The 605-nt window shown below is 70.2% G+C and carries 1 protein-coding gene and 1 pseudogene; one reads left to right on the forward strand and one right to left on the reverse strand.

Annotation, left to right across the window (positions count from 1 at the left end; translation table 11 throughout):
• Positions 1 to 127 (reverse strand): annotated as a pseudogene (locus ACLBYB_RS32690) (IS3 family transposase); the annotation flags it as partial.
• A gap of 62 nt (positions 128 to 189) precedes the next feature.
• Here ACLBYB_RS32690 and ACLBYB_RS32695 point away from each other — a divergent pair.
• Positions 190 to 605 (forward strand): transposase (locus ACLBYB_RS32695; protein ID WP_447701367.1); only part of this gene is annotated, 416 nt, incomplete at its 3' end.

The following is a 605-nucleotide window of genomic DNA, read 5'->3' on the forward strand; positions in this document are numbered from 1 at the left end:
TGGGGACCTTCAGCCCCTCGCGACGCCAGATGCGCTGGACCCGGTCCTTGCCCACCCGCCAGCCGGCCGCCTGCAGCAGCGCGGTGACGCGGCGATAGCCATAGCGCCCGTACTCGGAGGCCAGGGCTGATCCTCCCTCGGCATCGCGGACACCTCTGATACGCTCATGCTGAGCGGGGAAGGTGTCGGATGGCGAAGACGAGACGCGAGTTCACGCCCGAGTTCAAACGCGAAGCGGTCGCCCTGCTGGAGAGCAGCGGCCGGCCACAGATGCAGGTCGCGGCCGAGCTCGGGATCCAGCCCTCGATGCTGAGGCAGTGGCGCGCCACGCTGAACGGGGCCCTACCCCGGCCGCGGCCGGCCGGATCGACGGGGAGTGCGCCACCAAGCCCGGTCGCCTCGCCGTCCGATCAGGCCGCCGAGATCGCCCGCCTGCGGCGTGAGCTCGACCGTACGCGCATGGAGCGCGACGTGCTAAAAAAACGTATGGCCCGCCCCGTCCGCAAGGTGGTCGGTGAAGGTGCCTGTGTCCGGTCTGCACAAACGTATCCGGCATGTCGGCGCAGTGGCCGCCGCCAAGATGGAGAGCCGCACGTCCCGGGCCT

It is taken from the genome of Methylobacterium sp. D54C, from assembly GCF_053345595.1.